The organism is Halomonas sp. DP5Y7-2 (assembly GCF_019802025.1).
In the GTDB taxonomy this organism is placed as follows: Bacteria; Pseudomonadota; Gammaproteobacteria; order Pseudomonadales; family Halomonadaceae; genus Halomonas; species Halomonas litopenaei_A.
The window spans coordinates 300,541-322,611 of record NZ_JAHVHY010000003.1 but is presented as its reverse complement, the minus strand read 5'-3'; the positions used below and the strand labels follow the sequence as shown (position 1 = coordinate 322,611).

At 62.5% G+C, this 22,071-nt stretch carries 19 protein-coding genes; 10 read left to right on the top strand and 9 right to left on the bottom strand.

The features are described from left to right. The first annotated feature begins 37 nt into the window (after window positions 1-37). Together KUW18_RS05000 and KUW18_RS04995 are read left to right on the top strand one after the other, a co-directional pair. The gene (locus KUW18_RS05000; protein ID WP_222162301.1) at window positions 38-553 is read left to right on the top strand and encodes a TetR/AcrR family transcriptional regulator; all 516 of its coding nucleotides are present in this window, start codon (window positions 38-40) and stop codon (window positions 551-553) included. Then, complete coding sequence (locus KUW18_RS04995) at window positions 553-1,614, top strand: alcohol dehydrogenase family protein (RefSeq protein WP_222162302.1); 1,062 nt, start codon at window positions 553-555, stop codon at window positions 1,612-1,614. The genes KUW18_RS05000 and KUW18_RS04995 overlap by 1 nt, the downstream gene beginning before the upstream one ends. A 132-nt stretch (window positions 1,615-1,746) precedes the next feature. On the opposite strand, the gene KUW18_RS04990 is transcribed toward KUW18_RS04995, so the two are convergent. The 5 genes from KUW18_RS04990 to KUW18_RS04970 form a co-directional block, all read right to left on the bottom strand. Continuing rightward, entirely contained in the window at window positions 1,747-2,952 is a 1,206-nt protein-coding gene (locus KUW18_RS04990; RefSeq protein ID WP_222560937.1) for a pyridoxal phosphate-dependent aminotransferase, read from the bottom strand. Window positions 2,953-3,070: 118 nt separating this feature from the next. Further along, window positions 3,071-4,183, bottom strand: coding sequence for a succinylglutamate desuccinylase/aspartoacylase family protein (locus KUW18_RS04985; RefSeq protein ID WP_222560936.1), 1,113 nt, complete (start codon window positions 4,181-4,183; stop codon window positions 3,071-3,073). Further along, window positions 4,176-5,309, bottom strand: a complete 1,134-nt coding sequence (locus KUW18_RS04980; RefSeq protein ID WP_222560935.1) for a CobW family GTP-binding protein — start codon at window positions 5,307-5,309, stop codon at window positions 4,176-4,178. Before KUW18_RS04980 ends, KUW18_RS04985 begins: the two co-directional genes overlap by 8 nt. Window positions 5,310-5,355: 46 nt before the next feature. Then, window positions 5,356-7,089, bottom strand: a complete 1,734-nt coding sequence (locus tag KUW18_RS04975; RefSeq protein ID WP_222560934.1) for an amidohydrolase — start codon at window positions 7,087-7,089, stop codon at window positions 5,356-5,358. Window positions 7,090-7,214: 125 nt separating this feature from the next. Then, window positions 7,215-8,606, bottom strand: a complete 1,392-nt coding sequence (locus KUW18_RS04970) for a YjiH family protein (protein WP_206941990.1) — start codon at window positions 8,604-8,606, stop codon at window positions 7,215-7,217. Between the two features lie 107 nt (window positions 8,607-8,713). Here KUW18_RS04970 and KUW18_RS04965 point away from each other — a divergent pair, with 107 nt between their 5' ends. Next, window positions 8,714-9,622 carry a LysR substrate-binding domain-containing protein gene (locus KUW18_RS04965; protein WP_222560933.1) on the top strand — a complete coding sequence of 303 codons (909 nt, stop codon included), beginning with the start codon at window positions 8,714-8,716 and terminating at the stop codon, window positions 9,620-9,622. 17 nt (window positions 9,623-9,639) lie between these two features. Here the strand turns inward: KUW18_RS04965 and KUW18_RS04960 are convergent, their stop codons facing one another. After that, on the bottom strand, window positions 9,640-11,271 hold the full coding sequence (locus tag KUW18_RS04960) for a 5-guanidino-2-oxopentanoate decarboxylase (protein WP_222560932.1): 1,632 nt from the start codon (window positions 11,269-11,271) through the stop codon (window positions 9,640-9,642). Window positions 11,272-11,562: 291 nt separating this feature from the next. Between KUW18_RS04960 and KUW18_RS04955 the strand changes: the two genes are divergently transcribed. From KUW18_RS04955 to KUW18_RS04935, 5 genes are all read left to right on the top strand, one after another. Further along, window positions 11,563-12,465 (top strand): allantoinase PuuE, encoded by a 903-nt coding sequence (locus KUW18_RS04955; RefSeq protein ID WP_222560931.1) that lies wholly within the window; start codon window positions 11,563-11,565, stop codon window positions 12,463-12,465. Between the two features lie 163 nt (window positions 12,466-12,628). After that, window positions 12,629-13,435 carry a transporter substrate-binding domain-containing protein gene (locus tag KUW18_RS04950; protein WP_222560930.1) on the top strand — a complete coding sequence of 269 codons (807 nt, stop codon included), beginning with the start codon at window positions 12,629-12,631 and terminating at the stop codon, window positions 13,433-13,435. A 62-nt stretch (window positions 13,436-13,497) separates the two neighbouring features. Further along, window positions 13,498-14,169 carry an amino acid ABC transporter permease gene (locus KUW18_RS04945; RefSeq protein ID WP_222162311.1) on the top strand — a complete coding sequence of 224 codons (672 nt, stop codon included), beginning with the start codon at window positions 13,498-13,500 and terminating at the stop codon, window positions 14,167-14,169. 11 nt (window positions 14,170-14,180) lie between these two features. After that, window positions 14,181-14,984: an amino acid ABC transporter ATP-binding protein gene (locus KUW18_RS04940; RefSeq protein WP_222162312.1), complete on the top strand. Its 804-nt coding sequence runs from the start codon at window positions 14,181-14,183 to the stop codon at window positions 14,982-14,984. Between the two features lie 91 nt (window positions 14,985-15,075). Further along, window positions 15,076-16,320, top strand: a complete 1,245-nt coding sequence (locus KUW18_RS04935) for a cysteine desulfurase-like protein (RefSeq protein WP_222560929.1) — start codon at window positions 15,076-15,078, stop codon at window positions 16,318-16,320. 94 nt (window positions 16,321-16,414) lie between these two features. On the opposite strand, the gene KUW18_RS04930 is transcribed toward KUW18_RS04935, so the two are convergent. Further along, a complete protein-coding gene (locus KUW18_RS04930) occupies window positions 16,415-17,131 on the bottom strand; it encodes a GntR family transcriptional regulator (RefSeq protein ID WP_222560928.1) in 717 nt (238 codons plus the stop codon). A gap of 243 nt (window positions 17,132-17,374) precedes the next feature. Then, window positions 17,375-18,325 (bottom strand): D-2-hydroxyacid dehydrogenase family protein, encoded by a 951-nt coding sequence (locus tag KUW18_RS04925; RefSeq protein ID WP_222560927.1) that lies wholly within the window; start codon window positions 18,323-18,325, stop codon window positions 17,375-17,377. A gap of 262 nt (window positions 18,326-18,587) precedes the next feature. On the opposite strand from KUW18_RS04925, the gene KUW18_RS04920 reads away from it, so the two are divergent. Next, the gene (locus KUW18_RS04920; RefSeq protein ID WP_261396423.1) at window positions 18,588-19,889 is read left to right on the top strand and encodes an aminotransferase class V-fold PLP-dependent enzyme; all 1,302 of its coding nucleotides are present in this window, start codon (window positions 18,588-18,590) and stop codon (window positions 19,887-19,889) included. A gap of 315 nt (window positions 19,890-20,204) precedes the next feature. Here the strand turns inward: KUW18_RS04920 and KUW18_RS04915 are convergent, their stop codons facing one another. Next, window positions 20,205-21,068, bottom strand: a complete 864-nt coding sequence (locus KUW18_RS04915) for a YicC/YloC family endoribonuclease (RefSeq protein WP_222162317.1) — start codon at window positions 21,066-21,068, stop codon at window positions 20,205-20,207. A 240-nt stretch (window positions 21,069-21,308) separates the two neighbouring features. Between KUW18_RS04915 and rph the strand changes: the two genes are divergently transcribed. After that, window positions 21,309-22,046, top strand: coding sequence for a ribonuclease PH (rph, locus tag KUW18_RS04910; protein ID WP_206941954.1), 738 nt, complete (start codon window positions 21,309-21,311; stop codon window positions 22,044-22,046). Window positions 22,047-22,071 lie beyond the last annotated feature (25 nt).

The window sequence follows — 22,071 nt, the reverse complement described above, 5'->3', positions numbered from 1 at the left end:
GTAGGTAGCGCCGCTACCACCTTCTCCAGGACAGTGCATGAATCGAGAACAGATTGCCGAAGGGCTGGAAACCGCCTTTAGTCAGCGTGGCTTCGCCGAGCCCAGCGTGCCGGAGCTCAAGATTGCCTCGGGCGTCAGCTTGAGGACCTTGTATCGGCACTTCCCTTCCAAGGAGGCCATGGTCATCGGCGCGCTGGATCACCGACACGCGCGGTATCTGGCGCTGCTGTCACAGTCGCTGCCCGCTCCGGGGGCGGAAGCAGTCTGTGTGCTGTTTGATCGGCTAGGGAGGTGGATGGCCGACAATGCTCCCCACGGCTGTATGTCGATGAGTGCCTTTGCGGCGTTTCCCGGCAACGTCCACATCACCGACTCGGTCATGCGCCACAAGCGAGAGGTGCGTGAACTGATGGGCAGTGCCAGCGGCAGGCCTGACCTGGCGGCAGAACTGTTTTTGCTCCACGAAGGTGCCTCCAGTGCCTGGCCCACTCAGGGTGATGCTGCCATCCACGCGGCCCAGCGAGCCGCTCGACGACTGTTGGGAGATGTCTGATGAACGATGTTCCATGCCACATGATGAAAGGCGTTCAGCTGCTGGGCCATGGCGGCCCTGAGATGCTGGTATACCGTGAAGACCTTCAGGTGCCTCAGCCTGGCCCTGGAGAGGTGCTGATCAAGGTAGCGGCTGCCGGGGTCAACAACACCGATATTAATACGCGCCTTGCCTGGTACTCCAAGGGTGACGGTGACAGCGAAGATGCCAGCTGGTCTGGTCAGCCTCTGCGGTTCCCGCGTATTCAGGGCGCTGATGTGTGTGGCCGGATCGTCGCGGTAGGTCGTGGTGTCGACGACTCGCGGGTGGGCGAGAGAGTGTTGATTGAACCTTGTGTCCGCGAGAGTGCTGGACAGGAACTGGCGGCTCCTTGGTATTTCGGTTCGGAATGTGATGGCGGTTTTGCAGAGTTCACCAAGGTGGCGTCTCGACATGCCTACCGTATCGAGAGTGCGCTCTCCGACGTTGAGCTGGCGTCCTTCCCTTGTTCCTACTCCACCGCGGAAAACATGTTGACCCGGGCCCAGGTGGTGGAAGGCGACAAGGTCCTGGTGACAGGGGCTTCCGGAGGTGTGGGGTCTGCAGTGGTCCAGCTGGCCAAGGCCCGAGGAGCTGATGTAATCGCCATGACCGGGAAGGGCAAGGCGCAGATCCTGCGTGAGCTGGGTGCCAACCAGATCGTGCTGAGGGATCAGCCGTTGTCTGAGCATGTCGCTGCGAATAGCGTCGACGTAGTGATCGATCTGGTAGCGGGCGAGCAATGGCCTGAGTATTTGAACGTGCTGCGCCCCGGGGGACGATACGCTGTTGCGGGCGCCATCGCGGGCCCTCTAGTGGAGCTGGACGTTCGCACGCTCTACCTCAAGGACCTCAGCCTGTTGGGCTGTACCGTGTTGGCTGAGGAGGTCTTCGGCAACCTGGTCGAGCGTATCGAGCAGGGGCAGGTTGCCCCCCTGGTGGCAGCAACCTTTGCGCTTGATGATATCGCTTCGGCGCAGCAGCGCTTTCAGGAAAAGCATCACGTGGGGAAGCTGGTGCTGGACGTCGGCAGCCAGCGTTGACGGGTGATTCCGCGCTAGCGAGGGAGTCCAGAGAAAACCATGAAGGTCTCTGGAGGCCGCCGTCGAGATCATGCTGATCCTGCAATGGCCTCCAGAGCTAACTGTTATGCCGGAAAGGCAGGTAATGCGACGCTACAGCTGCATTGCGTTAGCTTGGTTTGCGCTCGCCGGCAGTCCATCCACAAAGCGTGCGATGCGCTGGCAGGCGTCTTCAAGCTGCGCCTCGGACACGGCGAAGGATAGCCGCACGAAGCCTTTGGCGCTGCTGCCGAAGGCTTCCGCATCCAGTACCGAGACCCCGGTGCTGCGGAACAGTTGCCAGGCGAAGTCGATGCTCGAAAGCCCCGTCTCGCGGATGTCCACCAGCATGAACATACCCGCCTCGGGCGCCTTGATGCCAAGCCGCGAGCACTGTCCCAGACCCTCCATCACAATCGCCCGGCGGCGCCGATAGACCTCGCGCGCCTGGTCGACAACGTCGTCGTCCAGCTCGAGCGCGCGCAGAGTGGCCTGCTGAACGAAACCTGGCAGGCCATACAGCATGCTCAGCAGCAGGTTATCCAGATGCCCGATCAGCGCCTTCGGTCCCACCACCCAGCCGGTACGCCAACCGGTCATGGCATGGGATTTCGACAGGCTGTTGATGACAATCGTCCGCTCCTGCATACCCGGCAGGCTGGCAATGCTTTGATGGTCGCGGTCGTAGGTCAGCTGACCGTAGACCTCGTCGGAGATCACCCACAGGTCATGGCGCCGCGCGACCTCGGCGATTGCCTCGAGCTCTTCCGGGCGGTAGACGTTGCCCGTGGGATTGTTGGGCGTGGCAAAGGCGATGCCGCGGGTGTTGGGCGTCAGCGCCGCTTCTATCGCCTCTCGGGTCAGCCGGAAGTCGTCATCGGCATGCTGGGCGATGGGCACCATGCGTGCCCCGGACGCCTGCAGGCTGGCGGCATAGGTCAGGTACATGGGTTCGGGGACGAGCACGTCGTCGCCGTGTTCAAACAGACACAGGGCGGTGGCGAACAGCCCATTTTGTGCCCCCGCCACCAGCGTCACCTCATCGGCGGAGACCGGCGTGCCCTGGAGGCGGCGCTGTTTGGCGGCGATGGCACGGCGCACTTCTTCTCGTCCGGTCACTGGGGTGTAGTGGGTATCGCCAGCGGCCAGCGCCTCCACGGCGGCTTCGATGATGCGCGGGTCGGTGGTGAAGTCGGGGTCGCCGATACTCAGCACGATGACGTCTTCACCCCGTTCGGCGGCGTCACAGGCCGCGAAGTGGATGTCCCAGGCGGTAACGGTCTCGCCGGCGATACGGCCCACCAATGAGGAATATTTCATGCAAAGCTCCTGAGCTATTGAGCCAGGCTTTGGCGAGTGCCTGGCGTAGACGATCTGGTGTCAATGGTCTGGCGTAAATGCTGTGGGGTCATGGGACCCATAGGGTGTCTTGAGCGCGTCAGGCGGATACCTGCCCCCCCTGGTCCAGCGGGGTTTTTCCGGCGATCTTGCACAGTTCTGCTCCGGGGGGCAGATAGCGACTGGATGTGCGCATGTAGACGACGCCCTGACTGGCGCTGACCACCGGCGTCACCTCCGCCGTGAGTGGGTCGACCAGATCCGCCAGCCGCTGGCCGACGTCAACGCGATCCCCGGGGGCCACATGAAAGGCCACCACTCCCGCCACCGGCGCCTTGACGGTCAGGGCGCCCTGGAAGGGGGTGGGCTCGGCCTTCAAGGCGGGCGCCGGGGGAATCTCGTCAGCGATGAAGCCTTGCTGGACCAGGTAGCGATACAGGGCAATGGCATCGGCCCGTGCGATCTCGTGGTCTACGTCCTGCTCTCCGCGCAGTTCCACGGTGGCGGTAACGCAGGCCGCGGGAACAGGGAAGCGATCCCCAAAGTGGTCGGCCAGCCGCCACCAGGGCTGGCCGCAGGCCTCGTCGAAGGAAAAGGATCCGGTGCCTGTCCCGAGCAACATGGCCTCGGCGCCCAGATAGCGGGCCAACGGCTCGAGCTGTGGCCAGTAGGGGGCTTCCAGATACAGATGAACAATCGCCTGGGCATCGCAGTGCAGGTCCAGCACCAGATCGGCGTCATGGGCCAGACGCAGTTGCGCCTTCTTGAGTGACCGGATATCGCTGTCACAGGGGAGCCTGTCGATGGCCCCCGCCAGCGCCTGGTGGATGATCCGGCGGTTGTCCTGGGGGGAAGGGCCGAGCTGCCCTTCCAGCGCATCCATCAGGGGGGTGGCCAGATCCGGATAGTCACGATTGAAGTTGAGGCCGGTGGTGAAGTCGAAGCGGCCCATGGCATCGTGCATCAGGCGTTGGCCCAGGGCGATGGGGTTGGCCACCGGGACCAGGACGATCTCCCCGCGCAGCAGGTGGTGGTTTTCGGCGTCAGCGATCAGCTGGCGCAGGTGGTGGAGCACCAGCATGCCGGGAATTTCATCGCCATGCAGGCTGGCCTGCAGGTAGGCCTTGCGAGCTCCTTCACCGAAATGAAAGCTGGTCAGGGTTCGTTCCACTCCATGCACCGCTGGCAGCAGCGGGCAGCGCTGTTCACGCATACTCGGTATTCCCGTCCTGATAGGTCGTTGGTGGGGCCATGTCCTGTGTCACGGACGCTTGTGGACGCGCATCGTGGTGGGCCTTTTCTATGTCGGTTGGCCACACCACGCAAGCATCCAGCGTTTCCTGCAGCGTCAGCGGGTCGATGCCTCCTAGCGGGGCGATCATGATCAGGCGGCTGCAGGCGTCTGCCATGGAGGTATCTGCCAAGGTACTTTCTGCCATGGAGGTATCTGCCAAACCGCTGTCACCAAGGGGCGCTATATCGATACGGCTGCCGACCAGGTGCACCGCTACCGCGCGACCGTTCATCTCCTCGGGATAGCAGATCCCCTTGGCCCGGTAGATGGACGTAGGCAGTGCGCGCAGCGCTTCTCGCAGCGCCTGCAGCCGGACGGGATAACGGCTGGTCCAGTGGGTGCTGGTGAAACGGGCGGCATGGTCCTCGCCGGCGCCCTGGCGTGGAGCGACCAGGCCACCGGGGGATGATGGCATCGCCCGCAGCGATATGGGGCGCTGACCCACATCGACGCCCAGTACCATCGAGAGCGGCACCTGTCCCCGCTGGGTCTTGTATAGACGAACTCCCGGGTAGAGCCAACGGCGCTCGAAGGCGTCGATCTGCGCATCGCTGGCCAGATCGGTCTTGTTCAGTATCACCATATCGGCCACATCCAGCTGCTCCGTGGCCAGTCTCGCCATATCGCCGTCCAGGCGATCGAACTGTTCGGCGTCGACCACCGTGAGAATGCTGTCGATGGTGACCCTGTCACGAAAGATCGGGTAGCGCAGCGTATTGGCGATCTTGGTCGGATTGGAGACACCGCTGGCCTCGATCACGATGTGCTCCGGGCGGCCTGCCTGCATGTTCAGCAGTCCCGTCAGCTGATCGATAAGATCGCCCTCCACCGTGCAGCAGATGCAGCCGTTGGCCAGGCTGACGGTGGTCTGGGTTTCGCTGATGATCAAGTCCTTGTCGATATTGATGGCGCCAAAGTCATTGACCATCACCGCGACGCGCCGACCGCTGGTGGCATGCAGCAGGTGGTTGAGCAGGGTCGTCTTTCCCGCCCCGAGAAACCCGGTGATCAAGGTGACGGGAACGACAGGGAGTGAAGATGCCATGGGCCGTCTCCTGGGCGTTAGGCTGTAGTCATCGCAACGTGGTGTCTCAGAAGGCCGGCGGCGGCTGCGTCCACACGGCTTCGAGCTCGCTCTGCTGGAAGTCACCTGCGGCGTCCCAGGTCGGGCGACCTTCCAGCAGTGTCCACTCCACCTGGGTGGCATGAATGCCGCCACGGGCGGGCACCTCGAACAGGTTACGGTCCAGCACGATCAGGTCGGCGGACTTGCCAGCCTCGATGGAGCCGGCCTGGTGCTCCATGCCCATGGCGTAGGCGCCGTTGAGGGTCGCCACGCGGATGGCCTGCTCCAGGCTGATGGGGGTGCCGTGGAAGGTCTCGTCATCCTGTGACCAGGGGTTGGCGCGAGTGACCATGGCTTCCAGCCCGATCCACGGGTCCGGGTTCGAGACCGGCCAATCGGTGCCCATCACCGCGACACCGCCTGCCTGCAACACGCCGGCAAAGTTGTAGGCGCGCTGCATGCGCTGCTCACCGAAGACGGCACGTGCGTAGGCGAACGATGAGGGGAACCAGCCCACCGGCGAGAATTCGGCAATCGCATCCAGCTCGGCGAAGCGCGGCAGATTGGCGTCGAGCAGGGTGGTGCTGTGGGCGCACTGGTGGCGCATGCGCAGGCCGCCATTACGACGCTTGGCCTCGGCGATGGCGTTGAGAAAAATGTCCGAGGCGCCATCACCGGTACAGTGGGCGATGACTCGGATGCCTCGGCGATCCATGTCGGCGATCATGTCGCAGACGTGCTCGGGGGTCAGGTTCAGATGTCCTTGCCAGTCCTTCTCGCCGGGCCAGGGGCTCGACAGATAGGACGAACGGGATTCATGGGTGCCGTCGAAGTGGAACTTGACCGCGTTGGCGTTGAGTCTGGCGCTGCGATAGAAGTGACGCTCACCGGCCAGCAGCTCCCAGCGACGCTTGACCGGGAAGATGTCATCCTGCCAGCTGATGGCGGCTTCGACCCGTGCGGTCAGGCGGCCTTCCTGATCCAGACGCTTGAGCGCATCCAGCCGATGCTCGCAGACGTGCACGTACTTGGTGCCGACCACCCCGCGTGAGCTTTGGAAATGCACCCCATCGCGGTAGGCGCGGTAGAGCGCCTGGGCCGGTGTCGGCGGCATGGCGGCATGGATCATGGCGTAGGCGCCGTCGACCAGAATACCGGTGGGTTCTCCGCTGATGCTGTCGCGCTCGATGTAGCCATGGCGGGGGTCGCTGGTGTCCGCCGTGATGCCCGCCAGTTCCAGCGCCTTGGAGTTGGCCAGCATGCAACCCCATGAGCGATCGAGAATGGCCACCGGCCTGTCGGCAATGACGCTGTCGAGCCAGTGGCGGTCCGCCGTCAGCCCGGCCTGCTTGAAGGTGTAGCGGACGAAATAGGCGCCGTAGATCCAGCCTTCGGGCGTCTGCTCGGCATAGTCGAGGATCGCCTGCCGGACCTGGGCAGGCGTCGGGTCCTCGATGCCCACATCCAGATAGCCGGCATAGTCAGGGGCCAGCGCAAGATCCGGATGGGTATGCATGTCATACAGACCAGGCATGGCAAAGCGACCCTTCAGGTCCACCACCCGGGTGTGGGGGCCGATGGTTGCGGCAACGTCGGTGTCATCACCCACCACGAGGAAGCGCCCATTGGCAATGGCGACTGCCTGGGCCCAGGGCTGGGCCTCATTGACGGTATAGATACGGCCGTTGGTAAGGACCAGGTCAGCCTGTGGAAGCTCGCTGCCCATGTGAGGGGCGGAAAGTGGTGCGGCATTCGCCATGACATCGATTTCCTGAAGGTAATCATCGACAAGGGGCCGTGAGGCCCCTGACGTTCACAAGTACCGACGCGTGCAGTGACAGCGTGGGGATGGGCACGGTGTTGGGGGCCACCGTGCCGTTTTCGTCAACCGAGCAGCAGGTGGCCGAGCAGTGACAGCACCGGCAAGGACACCAGCACCCGCAGCAGGTAGATCCACACCAGGTCCAGAAGGCTCAGGCCGATGTTGGCTCTGACGAGCACGATGGCCACTTCGGTGAAGAACACGATCTGATTGACGGCGACACCGGCCAGGACAAAGCGGGTGACTTCACTTTCGATGCCAGCGCCCAGCAGTGACGGCATGATGCTGTCGATCAGGCCCGCCAGCAGCGCGGGCGCTGCCTGTTCAGCTTCCGGCAGCGCCAGCAGGTCGAGCAGCGGTACCAGCGGCAGCGAGAGGATGTGGACGATATCGGTGAACTGCACCAGCGCAAGCCCCGTACAGCCGATGACCATCATCGCCGGGTATATCGTGATGATGATGTCGCCGCCGACATGCAGGCCACGCTTGACCAGCTCCAGCGGGGAAGCTGCGTGCTCGGCGCGCTCCACCGCGCGACGCACGCCCAGGGCCAACAGGCTTTCTCCTGTCTGGCGGTCTTGCACCTGTTGCTGGCCTTCTGGTGGAAAGTAGGAGTGAGGCTTGCGTGACAAGGGAGGCAGGCGCGGAATGATCAGGGCGCAGACGAAGCCCGTGACGGCAACGCTGGCGTACCAGATCAGGAAATGCTGCTCGAGACCGATCAGCTTGATCAGCAGGTACGCGTAGGCCAGGGAGACGATCGAGAAGTTGGTCGAGATGATGCAGGCTTCACGCATGGAGTAGAAGCCGTTGCGGTACTGTTGCGTCGTCAGAATGATGCCGACACTCGATGAGGACAGCCAGGACGCCAGGCTATCCACCGCGGAGCGGCCGGGAAGGCCGAACAGGCGCTCGAACGCACGGCTCAGCAGGCTGCCGACGAACTCCATCAGCCCGTAGTCAGTCAGCAGCGGCAACAGCACCGAAGACAGCAGGCAGATCGCCACCACCACGGGGCCCACGTCGTACAGCAGCACGCCTCCGGTGTCGCGGTGCCAGATCCACTCAGGGCCCCACTGGAAGTACACCATGACCATCAGAATGGCGCCGGTAACGCGTACCAGCGTCCACACCGGGCCAGGGTTGAACAGCTGGATGAACCTGTTCTGGTTGTGCTTCAGCGTCGTCAGGCTGACCACCACGGTGGCGATAGTGGGGATGACGGTGACCAGTACCGTACCTTCCACCATGATGGGTTTGATCACGGCGTTGATGATGTCGACGATGAAGGCAATCATCACCGTGATGCGGCCATCGACAAAGACGGGAGTCAGAAACAGCAGAATACCGAGGAGGGTCGGCAGGAGGAACTTTAGCAGTTGGGAGCGACGATACTGACGTAATATCTGAAAAAGTCCACCGGAATGCGCTTTTATTTCGGGGATATCGTGCATGTGGTTACCAGTTTATTCGTTGTTGTCGAGTATCAGTCTAGGAAGCTTGGCGGGAACCGAATAACGATTTATTCTTCACATGTCATGCGCAAATGGAATGAACTTTCGTGGCCCGTCAACTGCCCACCATGGTGTCTCTCGCCTGCTTCGAGGCAACCGCACGTCATCTCAGCATGACCCGGGCGGCGGAAGAGATGAGTCTGACCCAAAGCGCGGTCAGTCGTCAGATCCGAAATCTCGAAGAGATGCTCGGTTGCGAGCTGTTTCGGCGGGTGCGTCAACGGCTAGAGCTGACCGGTGAAGGTGCCGATTACTTGCGTGAAATTTCCCCTTCCATGGAGCAGATCGAAGCCGCTACAGCAAAGTTGCTGGCGCGCTGGTCGGGGCAGTGCCACGTGGGAGCAGAGCCCTCCTTCGCCATGCGCTGGCTGTTGCCACGGTTGCCGGCGTTTCAGCAGCGCCATCCGGACATTCAGATCGAAATCATGAATGACTTGAGGCGGCTCTATGAACGCCGAGATGGCTTCGACGTGGCGATTCTCTATGGGGATGGGCAGTGGCCCGATCTGGAGTGCCGACTGCTGATGCCGTGCTCGCTGGTGGCGGTATGCACGCCCACGCTGCGCGACCGCTATGGCGTGATCGATCACACCGAAGAGCTGCTCCGTTACCCATTGATTCACCACACCTGCGTCAGCTCGGCACGGCTATCCTCGACCTTTCTCTGGCTGGAGGCGGCTGGGCTCAGTGGGGAGCAGATCGAAGCGCTGCCGGGGCAGCGCTTCGAGCACTTTCGCTTTGTGCTGGATGCTGCGTTGCACGGGGTGGGAGCCACCGTGCTACCTGACTACTTTGTGGACCAGGAGCTGGCCGATGGGCGGCTGGTGGCGGCGTCCACGACACCCCTGATGATCGGCAACTACTACGTGGTGACGCCACGCGGACGACATCCCGATCATCGTATCGAGGCCTTTAGCCACTGGCTGCTGTCTTCCATCCAGCAGGCTGATGGTTAGCCTGCAAGAGCGGATGATCAGGCAAAGTCGCCCTCTTCACGCACCTCGATCAACCACGGGCCGTCGGCCTCTTTGGCCTGTTGCAGCAGACGCTCAAGGTGGTCGAGGCCGGTCGCGGTATGGGCCTCGCAGCCGTAGCCCCGCGCGATGGCCACCAGGTCAGGCGTATAGATATCCACCCCTATTGTGGGAATTTCCCGCTCCTGCATATAGCGTTTGATCTCGCCGTAGCCCTGGTTGTTCCACAGCAGGATGACGATGGGCGTCTTGGTTTCCACCGCCGAGGCCAGTTCCGGCAGGGTGAACTGGATGCCCCCATCACCGATCAGCGATACGACGGGGCGGTTGGGAGCGGCCAGCTTGGCGCCGATGGCGGCGGGAAGGCCGTAGCCCAAGGTGCCGTAGCCGGTTGATGAATTGAACCAGCTGCGCGGCGACTCGGCCTCGTAGAGGAAGTTGCCCGAGTAGACCGGCTGGGTCGAATCCCCCACCACGATAGCGCCTGGCAGCGTGCGCTGGACCAGCTCGAGCACGCGTTGCTGGGTGCGCCAGGCAGGCGGCCACTCGGGGGCGAGCTGACGCTGGATGTCCGCCACCCGCTGCTGTCCTGGCGTCGGCGTCGCGGCGGCCGCTGGGGTGGCTGATGGGGTGGCCGATGGGATAGAAAGACGCTCGAGCAGCGCCTGCATGAAACGCCCGGCGTCGCTGACGATGGCAAGGTGCGCAAGGTGGTTACGTTGCAGCTGCTCGGCATCGATGTCGACGCGAATCAAACGACCGTCGATCCTGAAGTTACCGTCGAAGACGGCGTCATAGTCGGTCTCGCCAAGCTCTGTGCCGATGGCCAGTACCACGTCCGCCTCTCGTACCAGCTTGCGCACAGGGTCCAGGGACTGGGTGGAGCCCAGCGCCAGTGGATGACCCTTCGGCAGTAGACCCTTGGCATTGACGGTGCAGGTGGTGGGGGCATCCAGCGCCTCGACCAGCGCGCGGGCAGCCTCTGCATGGTCGGCAGCGCCGCCCCCAAGCAGGACGACCGGCTGCTGGGCCGCTGCCAGCAGCTCGGCGGCGGCGTCCACCAGCGCCGCATCCGGTGCGGGAGGGGCTGGCAGTGCGGCAGCCTCCAGCACCAGGTGATCGGCGGGGGCGGTGATGACATCAATCGGAATTTCGATATGCACGGGTCTTGGGCGAGCCCCGCGGAACACCGCAAAGGCTCTGGCCAGTACCCGTGGCAGCTCGTCGGGCTGCTGCAGGGTATGGCTGAAAGCACTGACCCCAGCGACCATGTTGCGCTGGGAAGGCAGCTCGTGCAGACGGCCCTCGCCAAGGCCAAGCTGCTCGCGTCGGTTGACGCTTGAAATCACCAGCATGGGCACGGAATCCGCGTAAGCCTGTCCCATGGCGGTCAGTATATTCGTCATTCCTGGACCAGAAATGATGAAACAGGTGCCTGGTTTTCCTGTTACACGTGCATAGCCATCGGCCATAAAGCCAGCACCCTGCTCGTGACGTGGTGTCACATGAGTGATCCGGGTGGCAGGTAGTCCTCGGTAAAGTTCTACCGTGTGGACGCCGGGAATGCCGAAGACGGTATCAACACCATAAGCCTCAAGTAGCTGAACCAATGCTTCGCCACAGGTCAACATGTCGCCTTTCCTTCTTGTTGGAGTAGGGCACCGGAGATTAGCGCCTGGTGACAGGTTTGCGCTACAAAAAAACCTGCGTTTTGAAAAGAAAGGGGCGCGCTGAATGGCGAAGCACAGTAGAGATATCGTTCAGTGACTGGGAAAATGCATTGTTCATTTTTCAGCAATATGCTTTATTGACCCTATCGCACGCAAAATTGCGTGCAATCCTGATCCGGCCTATATTGGTCACATAACAACACTAACAATCACGGCCTCGGTGCAGCATGGCGAGGCCTCAGGAGAGACAGGATGTTGCCGCAGCGCGACCTCATCGGCTATGCCGATACTCCCCCCGGCGGGCGTTGGCCCAACGGCGCCCGTCTGGCGATCAACGTCGTCGTCAACTACGAGGAGGGCTCCGAGCGCTCCTTCGCCATGGGCGATGATGACCAGGAATCGATGACCGAGTGGGGCAGCTACGTGACCCCCGCCGGCACCCGTAACCTGGCCATGGAATCGATGTACGAGTACGGCTCCCGGGTCGGCATCTGGCGAATTCTCGATATCCTGCGCGAGGCCGGGGTGCGCTCGACCTTCTTTGCCTGTGCCGTGGCCCTTGAGCAAAACCCCCGCGTCGCTCGGGTGGCGAGTGCCGATGGCCATGAATTCTGCAGCCACGGCTATCGCTGGGAAGAGGTCTTTCGCTTGAGCGAAGACGAAGAGCGTGAGCATATTCGACTGGCCATCGACTCCATCACCGCCACCACCGGCAAGCGTCCTGTTGGCTGGTACTGCCGCTACGGACCCAGCGTGCATACTCGGCGCCTGCTGTTGGAAGAAGGCGGTTTCCTGTATGACGCCGACGCCTATAACGACGACGTGCCGTACTTCACCGAGGTGGAGGGCAAGCGTCAGTTGGTGGTGCCCTATACCACGGACATGAACGACTTCCGCTTCTGGCTCTCGCCAGGACTGACCTCCGGTCGCGAATTTCTCGACAACCTCAAGGAAGGCTTCGACGTGCTGTTCGAAGAGTCAGCGAGGGGGCCGCGAATGATGTCCGTGGGGCTGCATCCGCGGATGGTCGGGCGGCCCGGAAAGATCCGCGCGCTCAAGGATTTTATCGCCTACGCCCAGGCTCACGAGGGGGTCTGGTTCGCGACCCGGGAAGAGATCGCCAGAGCCTGGCTGGAGCGTGAATCAGCCGCGTGACGCTTGATCCAACCACTGGCCTGAACAGCAGCATCGCTACGACAGTGCCTGGTCTCGGCACCCGGTCCCAGGATCGGCACAGAGACAACCGCGCTTCCGCCGCTTGGGGGCGCACAAAAAATAGCCACTCCCGCAACAATGACAACAAGCAGAGGAACGTCCCATGACCCTTTTTTCCAAGACGCCACGCGTAGTGACCCTGGCCGCCGCCCTGGGCCTGAGCCTTGCCGCTGGCAGCGCCATGGCCGAGACCCTCAAGGTCGGCGCCAACATCGGCAACCTGCCCTGGGAATTCCAGGACGACAGCGGTGACTACGTCGGCTTCGAGATCGACCTGGTCAACGAGGTCGGTAGTCGCCTGGGCTACGACGAGGTCGAGATCAGCAACATTCCCTTCAACGGCCTGTTCTCGGCGGTACAGTCCGGGCGTATCGACGTGGCGGTGTCCTCCATCACCATCACCGACGAGCGTCTCGAGTCGGTGTCCTTTGCCCAGCCCTACTACGACAGTGACCAGTCTCTGGCGACTCACACCAGCAAGGGCATCACTGGGCTCGAGGACCTGGACGGCAAGGTGGTTGGCGTAGACACCGGTTCCACCGGCGACATCTGGACCAGCGAGAATCAGGAGCAGTACGGCATCAAGGAGATCCGCCGCTACGAGGGCCTGCAGCCGGCCATGCTTGACCTGTCCAGCGGCCGCCTCGACGCCTACATTTCCGACATTCCGGCGGTGCAGTACTACGTGCGCGACAAGCCCAACCTGGAAGTGGTCAGCCGCATTCCCAGCGGTGAGCAGTACTCGATGATGTTTGCCAAGGATGCCGAGCTTGCCGCCAAGGCCAGTGAGGTGATCACCGAGCTCAAGCAGGAAGGCTTTATCGCCGAACTGCACGAGACCTGGTTCGGCGCCGCGCCGGATGCCGGCACCAGCACCGTCGACGTGCGTGATATGCCAAGCGTCAAGTGATGTCGGGGCCGTGGCGCCCGCGCGCCACTGCCCACCCACCCTCGGCCGTGGAGGCTGGTTGAATGGACCTGGTCCAGACATTCTTTAACTGGGAGGTGCTGGTACGCACCTTCCCGATGCTCGTCCAAGGGCTCGGCATGACCATCGCGCTGGGCTTCTTGAGCATCCTGCTGGGGCTGATCGGTGGGCTGGGGCTGGCGCTGTTGCGCCTCTACGGCCCCAAGCCACTGCGCTTTCTGACCATTGCCTACATCGATGTGTTTCGCTCGCTGCCGGTGCTGGTATGGCTGGTCATCGTCTACTACGCACTGCCGTTCGTCGGCATCACCCTGTCACCGTTTGCTGCAGCCTGTACCGCCCTGACCATGATCTCCAGCGCCTACGCCGCGGAGATCTACCGCGCCGGCATCGAAGCGGTGCCTCGGGGCCAGTTCGAGGCCGCCCAGTCGATCGGCCTGAGTCAGTATCGGGTGATGTGCGACGTGGTCCTGCCCCAGGCGATCCGCCTGATCATTCCGCCGCTGACCAGCAACTGCATCAACGTGATGAAGGACACCGCCCTGGCCTCGGTGGTGGCGATGCCCGACCTGCTCAAGCAGGCGACCCAGGCTCAGGCCCTGGCGGCCAATCCCACCCCGCTGATTGGCGCAGCGCTGCTGTATCTGGTGGTGCTGTTGCCGCTGGTGAGGCTGGTCGGCTTGCTAGAAAAACGCTTCGCCCAAGGCCGAGCTTGAAGGAGATTGTCATGATTGAACCGACCCAGCCGGTGTCGCAGGCCCCTTCCGCTGCGTTTGACCGCCAAGCCGCCGCCGCCCGCAGAACCCTCATCTCGCTCAAGGGCGTGAACAAGCACTACGGTGATTTCCATGCGTTGAAGAATATCGACCTGGAGGTGGCGGAAGGCGAGGTGGTGGCGATCCTCGGCCCGTCGGGCTCCGGCAAGTCGACCCTGATTCGCTGCATCAATCATCTGGAGGCCTACAGCGCCGGCGATATCTATGTCGATGGCACCCGGGTCCAGCCCGGCCCGGAGCTGATCGAGGTGCGCAAGGGCGTGGGCATGGTGTTCCAGAGCTTCAACCTGTTTCCCAACATGACGGTGCTGGAGAACGTCACCCTGGGGCCGATCCGGGTACGTGGCATGAGCCCAGGGGCTGCCCAGGCCAGAGCCAAGGAATTGCTGGAGAAGGTTGGCATCGCCGAGCAGATGTACAAGTACCCGAGCGCCCTGTCCGGCGGTCAGCAGCAGCGGGTCGGCATTGCCCGGGCACTGGCCAATGAGCCGCGGGTGCTGCTGTTCGATGAGCCGACGTCGGCGCTGGACCCCGAGATGGTCGGCGAGGTGCTAGACGTCATCAAGACCCTGGCTGGTACCGGTGTGACCATGCTGCTGGTGACCCACGAGATGGGCTTCGCCCGCCATGTGGCGGACCGGGTGATCTTTATGGAGGCCGGACAGATCGTGGAGGAAGGCGCTCCCGAACAGATCTTCTCTGCGCCGCAGGAAGATCGAACCCGCGCCTTTTTCCAATCGGTGCTGGCGCACTGAGGCTTGGCCTCGACCCGTTTACTTGACCCAGTTTCTCTTAACCCAGTTTCTCTTAACCCAGCTTCTCTCGACCCAGCTTCAAGGATTCCCCATGGCTTTCGAATCACATTCCGCCCCCCCGCTTGATCTGGAAAGCATCAGAGCCCAGTTTCCCTCCCTTGCCAGTGACTGGGTGTTCATGGATAACGCCGGTGGTGCTCAGGTGCCGCGTGTCGTGGTGGATCGCATCAGCGACTATCTGCTGGGCGACAATGTTCAGCTAGGGGCCAGCTACGCCCCCAGCCAGCACTCCAAGGCCAAGGTCGACGCCGGTCGCCGGGCGGTGGCGACGCTGGTCAATGCGCAGCATGTGGAAGAGCTGGTGTTCGGGCCGAACTCCACCATTCAGTTCCGGCTGCTGGCGGACGCCATGGCGAGCCAGTTCGCCCCGGGCGATGAAATCATCGTGACCAATACCGACCATGAAAGTCACATCGGTCCCTGGCGACGTCTGCAAGCGCGAGGCGTCAAGCTGCGCTTCTGGAACTGCCATCCCGAGACCCTGGAACTGGAGCTCGACAGCCTGGCCGAACTGCTCAACGAGCGAACCAAGCTGGTCTGCGTGACCCATGTCTCTAACCTGCTCGGCACCATCAATCCGATCAAAAAGATCGCCGCCATGGCTCACGACGCCGGTGCTCGCATCTGCGTCGATGGCGTGGCCTTCGCGCCCCACCGTGCCATCGATGTCCAGGACTGGGATGTCGACTACTACGGCTTCAGTCTCTACAAGGTATTTGGGCCGCATCACGCGGTGCTTTACGTCAAGAAAGAGTGCCTGCTGGAGCTGGACAGCATCTATCACCATTTCTTTACCAAGGACCAGATACCGGGAAAAGTGGAGCCGGGAAATCCCAACTATGAGCTGACCTACAGCGCTACGGGAATCCTCGAATATCTGACCTCGCTTTCGCCTAAAGACGACGGCGTATCCTTGCGCAATAGGCTGGAAGATGCCTTCGAAAGGATCGCGACACATGAGGCGAAAATTGGCAAGAAACTGATCGACTATCTCAATCAGAAAGAGCGCGTCCGTATCATCGGAAGAGCGGATGCTGACATCGATAAACGTGTCGCGACGATCAGTTTTATTGTGGAAGGAAGCCAGTCTGACGATATCGTCAGGCGCATCGATGACGCGAAGGTCGGTATTCGCTACGGAGACTTCTATGCGCGTCAGCTGGCCGAGGACCTCGGACTGATGGAGATCCAGGGTGTCGTGCGGGTCTCGATGGTGCACTACAACACCGAAGACGAGGTGGACCGGTTGATCCAGGCCCTGGACGCGGTGCTGTAGTAGACGGTCGCAATAGACAGAAGCGAGGCCTGGTGACAGGGGCCTATCGCCGACGAAAACGCCCACCATCGCTGACAAGGCTAGTCAGGCCTGGTCAGTGATGGCGGGTGTCGGTGGCGATATCGTAGATGTTGGCCTCGGCGCGTCGCTGCTCGGACAGTTCCAGGCTGTAAAAGATATGCCGGCAGTGTTCCATCATCGACTGGGCGGCGCCCTCGGCGTCGCCGGCCTCGATCATATCGACCAGGGACTGGTGCTCATGGGTCAGGCATAGCACCCCGCTGGGGCGTTCGTAGAGTGACTGGATAATACAGAAGCGACGGATGATGGGGCGCACGATGGCGATCAGCTCTTCATTGCCGGTCAGCTCCGCCAACAGCAGGTGAAAGTCGCCGGAGATGCGGTTGACGCTGGGCTTGCGTTCCTCGAACACCTGATGCTCCAGGTCCAGATGCTGACGCAGGGTGGCAATGCCGCTGGCATCGATGCGCTCGCAGGCGATGCGTGCCACCGCCGCTTCGATGTGCAGCCTCGTCTCGAAGATATCGTAGGCTTCCTTGACGGACGGCAGTGAGACAAAGGCGCCCCGATGCATCTCGAAGCGTACCAGCCGCTCCGCCGTCAGTCGGTTCAGCGCACGCCGAACGCGGCTTCTTGGCGTGTTGAACGCCGTGGCAAGCTTCGCCTCATTGAGTCGCTCGCCGGGACGAAGGCGCTTGTCGATCAGCGCATCAACGATGCGGTCATAGACAAGCTCTTCAGCCAGCGCTTCGGGCTTTTCATGTGGGGATGAAGGTGCGTCTGTCGACATGGCTGCGTCTCGCCATCCCTTTCTCCTTGGTGCTGGCTCCCAGATGCGGGAAAGCCTGTCCAGGCAAGGTGAAAAGTGGAATAAGAAAAAGACAAACCAGCATATGACGCTGGTCTATTTCTTTCCAGAGACTACCATGACCATGGCCGCCACGTCATACCGCTTCTACCAAAGAATGTCTCCCTGTCATCACCTGCTGTGTGACAGCCTAGAGTCCTCAATAGCGAGGCAAATAACGATTGGCTATTGGGCGGCGAGATCGTCGATTTTCTGCCCCTCAATAAAGGCGATAAGGTTGCTGAAGGCATCGCCAAAGTACAGCTCATAGCCATCTTTTTCCACGTAGCCAAGGTGGGGCGTTGCCAGCACATTTGGCAGGTGCAGAAGAGGGTCTTCGACCACCGGTTCCTGCTCGAACACATCCACCGCCGCCATGCCGGGGCGTCCGGTGCGCAGCGCCGCCTCCAGGGCGCCAGAGGCGATCAGCTCAGCGCGACTGGTATTGACCAGCAGCGCACAGGATTTCATCGCCGCCAGGTCAGCGTTACCGACGATACCGCGAGTCGCCTCGTTCAGGCGCAGGTGCAGGCTAAGCACGTCGCTGCGCTCGAACAGCTCGCGTTGGCTGGCGACGACCTCGATGCCGGCCTGGCGGGCACGCTCACGGGAGCCCTCTCGCCCCCATGCCAGCACTTTCATGTCGAAGGCTTGGCCGTAGCGAGCGACACGGGCACCGATCTTGCCGTAGCCCAGGATACCGAGGGTTCTGCCTTCCAGGGCGGTGCCCAGCGTACGCTGCCAGCGACCCGCCTTGAGGTTGGCGACTTCCTCGGGAATATGCCGCATGGCGGCCAGCACCAGCGCCCAGGTCAGTTCCGCGGCGGCGGTGGGCGAGCCGCGGCCTGCCAGCACCGTTACACCATGCTCGCGACAGGCCTCGAGATCGATATGGGCCACGCCACCTCCGGTCTGGCTGATGACCCGGAGCTTCGGCAGGCGTTCGAGCAGTGCGCGGGTGATCCTGGTTCGCTCGCGGATCAACACGAGTGCCTCCGCGTGGTGAAAGCGTTCAACCTGGGCATCCAGCGACGTCAACGTGTCGTTGAACAGCGTGACCTGGTGGCCGGACAGACGATCAAAGGCCGACAGATGGCGAACGACATCCTGGTAGTCATCGGGAATCACGATGTTCATGGCGGGCTCCGGGGTGAGGCGCAGCGAGACGAGGGAGTGACCAGCATGCCACAGGAGATGAGTCGCGCCCTACCGGGGGCTGCATTGCTGGCGGCCAGGCGGCAATGGGCATTGCTATCCACTAGGGCCAGTGGGATCTTGGGAAGCCTGGGTGGAGCGGGCCTCTCGCCTGTTCGCTCCAGCGGGTGTTGACCCTCGGTGATGGTTGACTCTCGAAGACTGTTGACCTTCGAAGATGGCGCTCTGCATTCAGGATCGGCCCATGACCCATACTCAGGAGTCCCGCACCATCCACACAACCGCCGTCAGTGGCTTCGACGACGCGCTGCTGGAGCAGGTTCGCGCTCGCTTTCATCACGTGGATCACTGTCCCTACACCGGCCCCCGGGTCTTTTTCGAGAATGCCGGTGGCTCGTTGACCCTCAAGGCGGTGGTCGCGCGCATGGCGGAAGTGGCCGCCTTGCCGGATAACGACCATCGCGACAATGAGGCGTCTCGAGCTATCTCGGCCGTGATCGACGACGGGCGCCAGGCCATGGGCTGCCTGCTGGGCGTCGAGGATGGCATCGTGTTCGGCGGTGAGACCGGCACCGAGTGCCTGTTTCGGGTGATTCGCGCTGCCGCCACTGCCGCATCACCAGGTGGCAGTATGGTCGCCTGCGAACTGGAACACCCCGCGACCTTTGACGCCACCGCTGTGTGGGCCAAGCGCACCGACAGACAGCGCCTGACGGTGCCCTTTGACCCTCATACAGGCAGAGTGACGGCCGAGGAGTATGCCCGCTTTGTTCAGCCTGACACCCGCGTCGCCACGATTCTTCACACCAGTCCGGTCACCGGTATGACCCAGGACGTTGCTGCCATTGCCGCAGCGATCCGTTCTATCGCGCCGGACTGCTACATCATCGTCGATGGTATCCAGCATGCACCCCACGGAGCCCTGTCGGTATCGGCCTATGGCGTCGACGCCTACGCGGTGTCGCTGTACAAGGTGTTTTGTCCCTTCAACGATGGCTACGCCTGGGTCTCTCCGCGCCTGAGCGTCGTGGACCATGACCGTCTAGCGGGCAAGCCGGACGACGCCTGGGAACTGGGTAGCCGCGACCCTGCTGCCTGGGCGGGTGCCAGCGAGATGGTGGCGTATCTCGAGTGGCTGGGCGGGAACTTCACCACGGTGAAGGGTCGTCGAGAGCGATTGCTGGCGGCCGGCCAGGCCATGCATGACCAGGAGGCGGCGCTGATGCAGCGGCTGATCCATGGTGGTGACGGCGTTGCCGGACTCAAGGAGCTGCCCGGCGTGACCTTGATCGGCGAGGTCGATAGCCCCTGGCGCGAGGGCGCGGTGTCGTTCTGCGTGGAAGGGCGTGACGCCCTGGACATCGTCGCCGAGCTTGGCGAGCGCGGTATCCGCGTCCACGCCCGCAAGGACGACGCCTATTCGGGCAATATCCTTCGTCCCTTGGGCCTGCCCTCAGTTACCCGAGTCTCGCTGGCCCACTACAACACGCCTGAGGAGGTCGATGCTTGCCTGAGCGCGCTGGCAGAGGTGGTAATGGGCCGGTGACATTGGGTCGGCAAGGCTCACTTTTCCCACGCCCAGGAGTTGTCCCTTTTTCTGATCGGCGAGGACCCAAGCGATATCGCTCAATTGTGGCATGAGCTGGCGTGGAAGGGAGCGTCGTAGTCGGCTGGAAGGGATGTGCCTTTACTGAGGTTGTCTCGTTCCACGACGACGCCCAGCACGGGTCCGCCATCCTGTCAGAGCACAGTGTGCTGGCTCAGACGCCGCCCGCGTTGCAGGGTTTCGGCAACAGCATCGCGAGATCTGGGGGAACGGTGTGCCTACTTTGGAAGCGCCTTTCTCAGGCGCCTCCGCCCATCACTCAATATTCTGGATCTGCTCGCGCATCTGCTCGATCAACACCTTCAATTCCACCGCGCAGCGGGTGGTGTCGGCGACCACGGATTTGGATGACAGGGTGTTGGCCTCGCGGTTCAACTCCTGCATCAGGAAGTCCAGGCGGCGGCCGATGGGGCCTTTCTGGCGGAGCTGGCGGCCTACCTCGGTGACGTGGGTGTCGAGCCGGTCCAGCTCTTCGGCGACGTCGGCCTTCTGTGCCATCAGCACCACTTCGGCTTCCAGTCGCTGGGGGTCCAGCTCGACCTGCAGGCTGGCGAGCTTGTCTTCCAGCTGGGTGCGCTGACGTTCGAGTATGTCGGGCATTTTTTCCCGGACTTCCGCCACCAGGTCGTGGATTGCGCTTAGTCGATCCTCGATCAGGGTCTTGAGCTGCTCGCCTTCACGGGCGCGACCTTCCACCAGGTCATTCAGCGCCTGCTGGAACATCTGCTGGGCGGCGGACTTGACCGCCTCGATATCCAGGCCGCTGCTTTCCAGCACCCCCGGGTGGCCGAGCATTGCCAGTGCATCAGGCATATGCACTTCAGGAATGACGGCACGCACTTCGCCCAGCGCGGATGACAGTGCTCCCAGGCGTTCGCGGTTGACGCTCAGGCTTGCCCCGGACTCGCTTGCCTCGAAGCGCAGCGTGCATTCGATCTTGCCCCGGGCCAGGCGCTTGCGCAGGGCGTCGCGAAAGCCGGGTTCCAGGTCTCGCAGGGCTTCCGGCAGGCGAAAGTGCGGTTCCAGGTAGCGCTGGTTCACGCTGCGCAACTCGAGCTGCAGACTACCCCAGTCGGCTTCCAGGTCCTGGCGCGAGAAGGCGGTCATGCTGTGAACCATGGTGATCTCCTGATTGGGCGGCTGCGGCAGTGGTGGCAACGGGGACGGACACCAGGACAGGGTGCGGCTCATGCCTTTGGCTGATGGTGGTTGTCTGGTGGTTCTCGGCAGTGTACCCGATTCGTCGGCCAAGGCGTGTAGAATGGTCGGCCGTGTTTTCATTCCATGATCGATGTCGTAGCCCCGGTCAGGTCGCGTTGTCTACCTGGCCCAGGCGTGATGTCGACCAAGAGAGGTGCCATGTCCTCCGACATTCGTCGTCCCAGCGGACGCGCTTTTGATCAGACCCGCGAGATTCGCCTGACCCGTGACTATACCCGCCATGCCGAGGGCTCGGTATTGGTGGAATTCGGCGATACCAAGGTGCTGTGCAACGCCAGCGTCGAGGCCGGTGTGCCCCGTTGGCTGCGAGGCAAGAAGCAGGGCTGGGTGACGGCCGAATACGGCATGCTGCCCCGGGCCACCCACTCACGCAGCGGACGCGAGGCGTCACGCGGCAAGCAGGGTGGTCGCACCCTGGAAATCCAGCGCCTGATCGGACGCTCGTTGCGCGCCTCGGTCAATCTCAAGAAGCTTGGCGAGTTCACCATTACCGTGGACTGCGACGTGATCCAGGCCGATGGCGGTACCCGCACCGCTTCCATCACCGGTGGCTGTGTGGCACTGATCGACGCGGTTCGCTACCTGCAGCGTGAAAAGCTGATCAAGACCGATCCCTTCGAGCAGCTGGTCAGCTCGGTGTCGGTGGGGCTCTACCGCGGTCAGCCGGTGGTGGATCTCGATTACCCGGAAGACTCCAGTGCCGATACCGACATGAACGTGGTACTGAGCGAAGCGGGTGAGCTGATCGAAGTACAGGGCACGGCCGAGTCAGGCACTTTCTCCCGCGCTCAGCTCAACGCCATGCTCGACCTGGCCGAGAAAGCCGGTCATGAGCTGTTCGAGCATCAGCGCGAGGCACTGGGCAACCGTAGCTGAGTGCCGACCATCCAGCGGTGGCGCC